The sequence below is a fragment of the Bradyrhizobium sp. genome, from assembly GCF_019242285.1.
Lineage (GTDB): Bacteria > Pseudomonadota > Alphaproteobacteria > Rhizobiales > Xanthobacteraceae > Bradyrhizobium.
In genome coordinates this window covers 1-6,963 of the sequence record NZ_JAFAVV010000038.1, presented here as the reverse complement: position 1 = coordinate 6,963, position 6,963 = coordinate 1, and the positions used below count along the sequence as shown (strand labels likewise).

Here is a 6,963-nt window from a genome sequence, read left to right as displayed (position 1 = left end):
TCAGAGCTGGCCGAGCAGCGTGTCGCCGCCGGATACCTCGACCTTGCCGGGCGCGGGTTCGAGGTTGAACTTCTTCACCACGCCGTCGTCCACCAGCATCGAATAGCGCTTGGAGCGGATGCCGAGCCCGTTGCCGGAGGCGTCGAGCTCCATGCCGATCGCCTTGGTGAAATCGGCATTGCCGTCGGCGAGGAATACCGCCTCGTCGCGCTCGTCGGTGTCGCGCTTCCAGGCATTCATGACGAAGGCGTCATTGACGGAGACGATCGCGATGGTATCGACGCCCTTGTCCTTGATGGCATAGGCGTTGAGGAAGATGCTCGGCAGGTGCATCTTGTGGCAGGTGCCGGTGTAGGCGCCCGGGACCGCGAACAGCGCGACCTTCTTGCCTTTGAAGATGTCGTCGGTGGTGTTGACCTGCGGACCTTCCGCGGTCATGACGCGAAACTTGGTTTCGGGCAGCTTGTCGCCAACTTGGATGGTCATCGTCATTTCTCCTTGAAGGGGCCGGTTTTTCTTAGAGCATTTTTGGCACCAGGGGAAACGCCTTGACCGGGCCCTCGGCGTGAATTGCAGGGTGGGCTAAGGCGCTGAAAGCGCCGTGCCCATCATCGTCTCGACGATCCTGCTGCATGGTGGGCACACTTCCGACTTCGCTCTTCGAGCGAAGGCGGAAAGCTTCGAGCGTTTTCGCGAAGTGGATACCGGTTCGCGTGAAAAAAACGCGTCAAAACAAAGAAGCTAGAGCTTCCGTCCGATTCCATCGGAACCGAAAGCTCTGGCCCACCCTACGCTTCCCGCGTGATGGCAACCACCTCACGCCGCGGCCTGCTTCTCGTCGCGCAGTTGCCGCCGCAGGATCTTGCCGACATTGGTCTTCGGCAATTCCGTCCTGAACTCGATGTGGCGCGGCACCTTGTAGCTCGTCAGTTGGGTGTGACAGAACCTGACGATATCGTCCGCGGTGAGCTTCGGGTCCTTCCTGACGACGAAGGCCTTGACCGTCTCGCCCGATTTCTCGTCGGGGATGCCGATTACGGCCGCTTCCAGCACGCCGGGATGACTTGCGATCACCTCTTCGACCTCGTTGGGATAGACGTTGAAGCCCGAGACCAGGATCATGTCCTTCTTGCGGTCGACGATCCTGGTGAAGCCGTCGGGCGTCATGATGCCGATGTCGCCGGTGCGGAAATAGCCGTCCGCGGTCATCACCTTGGCGGTCTCGTCAGGCCGGTTCCAGTAGCCGGCCATCACCTGCGGCCCCTTGGCGCAGATCTCGCCGGCCTCGCCCGGCGGCACCTCGTTGCCGGCATCGTCGCGGATCGACAAATAGGTCGATGGCACGGGAACCCCGATCGAGCCGCTGTAGTCCGTCGCGGTCGCCGGGTTGCAGGTCAGGGTCGGCGAGGTCTCCGACAGGCCGTAGCCTTCCACGATCGGGCAGCCCGTCGCCTGCATCCACTGCTCGGCCACCGGCCGCTGCACGGCCATGCCGCCGCCGTTCGACATCTTCAGCTTGGAAAAATCCACCTTCTTGAAATCGGGATGGTGCAACAGCGCGTTGTAGAGCGTGTTCACGCCGGGGATGCTGTTGATCTGGTATTTCGTCAGCTCCTTGATGAAGCCCGGGATGTCGCGCGGGTTCGGGATCAGCAGGTTGACTCCGCCGGCGCGCATCGCGAGCAGGAAGCAGGCGGTCAGCGCGAAGATGTGATAGAGCGGCAGCGCGCAGACGATGAAGATCTGCTCGACCTGCGGCGGCTTCGCCAGCGCCGGCTGCAGCCAGGCGTCGTTCTGCAGCACGTTGGCGACGATGTTGCGATGAAGCAGCGTGGCGCCCTTGGAGATGCCAGTGGTGCCGCCGGTATATTGCAGGAAGGCCGTATCGTCGGGGCCGATCTTCGGCTTGTCGAACGGCTTGCCGCGGCCGCTGGCGAGCGCATCGTTGAAGGCGACGGAGCGCGGCAGCGAATAGGCCGGCACCATCTTCTTCACCCGCCGCACCACCAGGTTGACGATGACGCCCTTGAGCCCGAGCAGGTCGCCCATGCTGGCGACAATCACATGCTTGACCGCGGTGTGGGCGATCACCTTCTCGACCGTGGTCGCGAAATTCTCCAGCACGATGATCGCTTCCGCGCCCGAATCCTTCAGCTGGTGCTCGAGCTCGCGCGGCGTGTAGAGCGGGTTGACGTTGACCACCGCGCAGCCCGCCCGCAGGATCGCCGCGGTCGAGACCGGATGCTGCAGCACGTTCGGCATCATCACCGCGACCCGCGCGCCCTTCGCCAGGCCGAGGCCTTGCAGATAGGCCGCGAGCGCCCGCGACATCTCGTCGAGATCGCCGTAGCTGATCGACTTGTCCATGCAGATGAAGGCCTTGCGCTCCCGGTACTTGACAAAGCTCTCGTCGAGAAGCTCGACCAGCGAGCCATACTGGGCCGCGTCGATATCGGCCGGCACGCCCGGGGGATATTGCTTGAGCCAGATCCGCTCCATGAAAATTTCCTCTCGCTCGGCCCGTTCCGGGCCTTTTGGCGCAGTATTGGGCCATGCCGCTCAACGTGGCAAGCGGCCGAATAGGATGAGAGCGAGAACGGGTGCGGTGCGGCAGGTCGGGGCGCCAGACTGGTCTACCCGGCCGGCTTGCCTTCGCCGGAAGAGCTCTTCGGCGGCTTGGACGCCGGCTTGTCCGCCGTCTTCGCAGCAGCCTTGGGCTTGGCGGGTCTGCCGGCCGGCGTGTCGCCCACCGCGGCGGACTTCGGCGACGCATCGCCCTTGGCGCTCGCATGGTTGCCGGCCGGCTTGGCGGCGGCAGCGCCATCCTTTGCGGTGTCCCTGGCGGCGAGTTTCCTGCCGTGCGCGTGCTTGCCGTGATGCGCCTGCCTGGCCTGCTCGTCGGCGTCGGCGGCGACCGCCGCGATCAGCGCCGCGCCGGTCCGCGTCGGGCCGGTATAGACCGGGATCGGCTCCGACGGCGCCGGCGACCCGGCCAGCAGCTCCGAGGGTTTTTGCAGCGGTGCCTGCAGGCCTGCAACGGAGAACGGCGTACTGGATTCGCCACCGTTCGAGCTCGGGCTGCTCGCGTTGCTCGCCACGCTGTCCTCGTCCTCGTCGCTGGCCGGCCTGTGGCGCTTGCCGCTGCACATGTCGTCACGCAGATTGGGCGGCGAGGCATCGACCGGCACGAGCTGGTCGACGGTGCCGAGCGACGGCTTGATCCAGGCGAGGCCATTGCCGGAGAAACCGCGGTCGAGCAATTGCGCGGCGCGCACCGCGCGCATGGTGCCGGAGGAGGCGCCCAGCACCACCGCGATCAGCCGCTTGCCGTCCCGCGTCGCCGAGGCCACCAGATTGTAGCCGGACGCGCAGATGAAGCCGGTCTTGAAGCCGTCGGCGCCGGGATAGCGGCCGATCAGCTTGTTGAAGTTCTGGGTCACCCGACGACCGTAGCGGATCGAGGGGATGTGCACGAAATATTCGTATTCCGGCAGATCGTGGATGATCGCGCGCGCCAGGATCGCGAGGTCGCGCGCCGAGGTGATCTGGCCGTCGGCGGGCAGGCCGTTCGGATTGACGTAGCTCGTCTGCGTCATGCCGAGCTTCTGCGCGGTCTGATTCATCATCGCCGAGAAGCCGTCGATCGAACCGCCGACGCCTTCGGCGAGCACGACGGCCATGTCGTTGGCCGACTTCACCAGCATCATCTTCAGCGCGTTGTCGACGGTAACCTGGGTGCCCGGCTTGAATCCCATCTTCGAGGGCGATTGCGAGGCCGCGACCGGCGACACCGTGAACAGCGTGTCCAGCGTGATCTTGCCGTCCTTGACCGCCTTCAGCGTGACATAGGCCGTCATCATCTTGGTCACGGACGCCGGGTACCAGGGGATCGTCGCGTTCTCGGCCTCGAGCACCTTGCCGCTGTCGGCTTCGACCAGCAGGCGGGCTTCGGCATGCGCGGTACGGGGAGCGAGGAACGCCAGCGCGGCGAGGACGAGAAGCGGGCTCAGCGGCGATTTGCGAAGCTGCAGGCGGTGAAGATGCACGATCTGGTTCCGGTCCTTTGAGACCCGCCTTGAAGATTCAAGGAGGTCGTGGCGTAGAGGTTTCGGGTTTCAAGCGTGTCCGGCGCCGCGGGGGTTGCGCAGCTGGGCGAACCTATACCGGCTCGGCACGCCAGAACAGGGCCTGGCCCGATTATTTGACAAGCGAACCGCCCGGCTTCGGGTTGAACACTAAACCTTGAGGACGGCGGTACTGCCGTCGGGCTGCATCGCGCTTCCACGCTCGTTCTGCACCATGAACTGCGCACGCGCGAGTTCCGCGAAGCGGCCGCTCTTGGCCACGAGCTCGTCGAAAGTTCCGCTCTCGATCACCCTGCCGTTATCGAAAAGGAGAATTCGCGTGGCGTTGCGAATCGTCGAGAGGCGATGCGCGATCACGAAGGTGGTTCGCCCGCGCATCACCTCGTCGAGCGCGGCGTTGACCTTCGCCTCGGTCACCGCATCGAGCGCGCTGGTCGCCTCGTCGAGGATCAGGATCGGCGGGTTCTTCAGCAGCGCGCGGGCGATCGACAGCCGCTGCCGCTCGCCGCCGGACAGCATCCGCCCGCGCTCGCCGACATTGGTGTCGAAGCCGCGCCCGCTGCGCTCGATGAATTCGAGCGCCTGCGCCCGCGCGGCGGCTTCCTTCATCTCCTCGTCCGTCGCGTCGGGCTTGCCGACATGCATGTTGTCGGCGATCGAGCGGTCGAACAGCAGCGCCTCCTGGAACACCACGCCGATGTTCCGCCGCAGCGAGGTCAGCGTCAGCCCGCGCACGTCCATGCCGTCGATCCTGATGAAGCCGGATTGCGGATCGAAGGCGCGGTGCAGAAGCGCGATCGCGGTCGACTTGCCGGCACCGGTCGGGCCGACCAGCGCAATGGTCTGGCCCGGCAGCGCGGTGAAGGACAGATCCTCGACCGCCGGCCGCTTGCCATCATAGGAGAAGGTGACGTCGTGGAACTCGACCAGGCCCTGCAGCCGCCCGACCTCGATCGCGTCGGGACGGTCGTGCACCGCCGGCACCGCGTCGAGCACGTTGAAAAACTCCTGCAGCCGCGGCGCCTCCATGAACAGGTTGTTGATGAAGGAGACGACCTGCTCGAGCTTCTGGATCAGGATGGTCGCGAACGAGACGAACATCACGATCTCGCCGACGGTGGTGAGGCCGGCCTGGTTCAGCGCGATGCCGGTGGTGAAGATCGCGAGCACCGTGATCGTGGTGGAGGCGCGGGTGATGACGGTGACCACCGCCCACCACGACAGCACCGGCATCTGCACGGCGAGCAGCTGGCTGGAGACGAGGCGCAGCCCCTGCACCTCGGCGTCGATCCGCACGAAGCTCTGCACCAGCGCGACGTTGCCGAGCGCGTCGGAGGCGCGCGCGGAGAGGTCGCTGTAATGTTGCTCGACCTCGCTCTGCATGCCGTAGGTCTTGCGCACCACGAGCGTCGTCAGCACGGTGAACACCACGCACAGCAGGAACAGGAGGATCGCGAGCCGCCAGTTGATGATGAGCGACAGGGGAAGCAGCACCACCACCGACATGATGGCGGCGAAATGCTCGCGGAAGAAGCCGAGCCAGAGCCGCCACAGCCCGTCCGTGCCCGCCAGCATCACCTTCATCAGCTTGCCGGAATGCGAGCCGGAGTGGAAGGTCAGCGGCAATTGCAGCACGTGCTCGAAATAGTCGGTCAGCACCGCCTGGCGCTGGCGATGCGCGAGCCGGTCGGCATGCAGCGCTACGGCCGTGCTCGCAGTGATGGTGAACAGGCCGAACGCGGCCCAGGCTGCGAGCAGGAGCCATGCGGACGACGTGTCCTTGCCGGAGAGGACGTCGACGATACGCCCGAACAGCACGGGCTCGGCGAACTGGGCGCCGGCCAGCAGCACGTTGGCGCCGGCCAGGATCGCGCCGAGCCGCGCCTCCTTGCCGAGCAGCTCGAGGGCGCGGGTGTAGAGTCGGAGCAGGGACATTCTCTCGAGGGAATGGGGTCGATGGTCTCGCGCTATCTTAAGAGGGAATCCTGTCAAAGATACAGCCCAATTGGGTCCGGCGGCTGCCGCCCGGAGCCCGCCACAATGGCGGATCGGCTGGAAACGATGGCTCGATTTGTCGGACCGGGACATTCCGCCGCGGGAACTGGCCTGGAACGGTGGCATTAACGCGGGAATGGGGTCATGGCGGCCCCCCGAGCGTGACGGAGGAATTAACGATGTCTGACCGAAAACGACTGCATTCAGTCCTTGGCCGTGCGGCCGTGCTCACCATGGTCGCGGCCATTGCCCTACCGGCGGCGATCCCATCGGCGGCGCTGGCAGCGCCGCGCGGCAAGGAGGTTGCGTTGGCGTCATCGGGGGCCACCGATATCAGCGCCCGGCGCAGGGTGCACCGTGGCGGCGCGGCCGCAGCCGCTGCCTTTGCCGGCATCGTCGGCACCGGCCTTGCGATTGCTGCGGAGCAAAACCGCCGAGCCTATTATGACGAGTATTACGACTCTCCCCGCTACTACGCCCCGGGGCCCTCGTATTATTACGGCCGCCATTCGTATTATCCCAATGATGCCTACGTGCGCGGCTATCAGCCCTATCCGGGCTGGTAAGCGTCATCTGTTCGTCATGCCGGCGTTCGCAGCCTCCCACGTTGCGTGAGCTCGATCTGTGGCGTGGACGCCGGCGACCTCCTGTGTGCGGGTGTTAATACGTCGGCCACGTGTTTGGACTATCTTGCCGTCTCATGAGTGATTCGATCGAGCGGCTCTATCTGGCAATTCTGGCGGCCAAGGATCTCGATGCGGCGACGTCGCGTACCGCGCGACTGTTCCAGCATGGCCCATCCAAGATGGCCAAGAAGCTCGCCGAGGAAGCCATCGAGGTGGTGATCGACGCGGTCAACGGCGACACGCCGGGCGTGGTTCGC

General features: G+C 65.3%; 7 protein-coding genes. 3 read left to right on the top strand and 4 right to left on the bottom strand.

Annotated features, from left to right (window positions below; all coding sequences use genetic code 11):
* The gene (locus tag JOY90_RS01750; RefSeq protein ID WP_291689454.1) at positions 1-486 is read right to left on the bottom strand and encodes a peroxiredoxin; all 486 of its coding nucleotides are present in this window, start codon (positions 484-486) and stop codon (positions 1-3) included.
* A 115-nt stretch (positions 487-601) separates the two neighbouring features.
* Here JOY90_RS01750 and JOY90_RS01745 point away from each other — a divergent pair, with 115 nt between their 5' ends.
* Positions 602-745: a hypothetical protein gene (locus JOY90_RS01745; protein WP_291689453.1), complete on the top strand. Its 144-nt coding sequence runs from the start codon at positions 602-604 to the stop codon at positions 743-745.
* A gap of 71 nt (positions 746-816) precedes the next feature.
* Here JOY90_RS01745 and JOY90_RS01740 read toward each other — a convergent pair whose 3' ends face one another.
* The 3 genes from JOY90_RS01740 to JOY90_RS01730 all read right to left on the bottom strand — a co-directional run bounded on the left by JOY90_RS01740 (position 817) and on the right by JOY90_RS01730 (position 6,020).
* Positions 817-2,499, bottom strand: coding sequence for a long-chain fatty acid--CoA ligase (locus JOY90_RS01740; protein ID WP_291689452.1), 1,683 nt, complete (start codon positions 2,497-2,499; stop codon positions 817-819).
* 134 nt (positions 2,500-2,633) lie between these two features.
* Complete coding sequence (locus tag JOY90_RS01735; RefSeq protein ID WP_291689451.1) at positions 2,634-4,046, bottom strand: D-alanyl-D-alanine carboxypeptidase family protein; 1,413 nt, start codon at positions 4,044-4,046, stop codon at positions 2,634-2,636.
* Between the two features lie 189 nt (positions 4,047-4,235).
* Positions 4,236-6,020, bottom strand: a complete 1,785-nt coding sequence (locus tag JOY90_RS01730) for a glucan ABC transporter ATP-binding protein/ permease (RefSeq protein WP_291689450.1) — start codon at positions 6,018-6,020, stop codon at positions 4,236-4,238.
* A 239-nt stretch (positions 6,021-6,259) separates the two neighbouring features.
* Here JOY90_RS01730 and JOY90_RS01725 point away from each other — a divergent pair, with 239 nt between their 5' ends.
* Together JOY90_RS01725 and hisE are read left to right on the top strand one after the other, a co-directional pair.
* Positions 6,260-6,646 (top strand): hypothetical protein, encoded by a 387-nt coding sequence (locus tag JOY90_RS01725; protein WP_291689449.1) that lies wholly within the window; start codon positions 6,260-6,262, stop codon positions 6,644-6,646.
* Between the two features lie 134 nt (positions 6,647-6,780).
* A partial coding sequence (gene hisE, locus JOY90_RS01720) for a phosphoribosyl-ATP diphosphatase (RefSeq protein ID WP_291689448.1) occupies positions 6,781-6,963 on the top strand: 183 nt, incomplete at its 3' end.

Bases quoted from the DNA above. Each gene is read 5' to 3' on its own strand.
- JOY90_RS01725 (WP_291689449.1), top strand. From the start codon at position 6,260: ATGTCTGACCGAAAACGACTGCATTCAGTCCTTGGCCGTGCGGCCGTG.
- JOY90_RS01740 (WP_291689452.1), bottom strand. From the start codon at position 2,499: ATGGAGCGGATCTGGCTCAAGCAATATCCCCCGGGCGTGCCGGCCGAT.
- JOY90_RS01750 (WP_291689454.1), bottom strand. From the start codon at position 486: ATGACCATCCAAGTTGGCGACAAGCTGCCCGAAACCAAGTTTCGCGTC.
- JOY90_RS01730 (WP_291689450.1), bottom strand. From the start codon at position 6,020: ATGTCCCTGCTCCGACTCTACACCCGCGCCCTCGAGCTGCTCGGCAAG.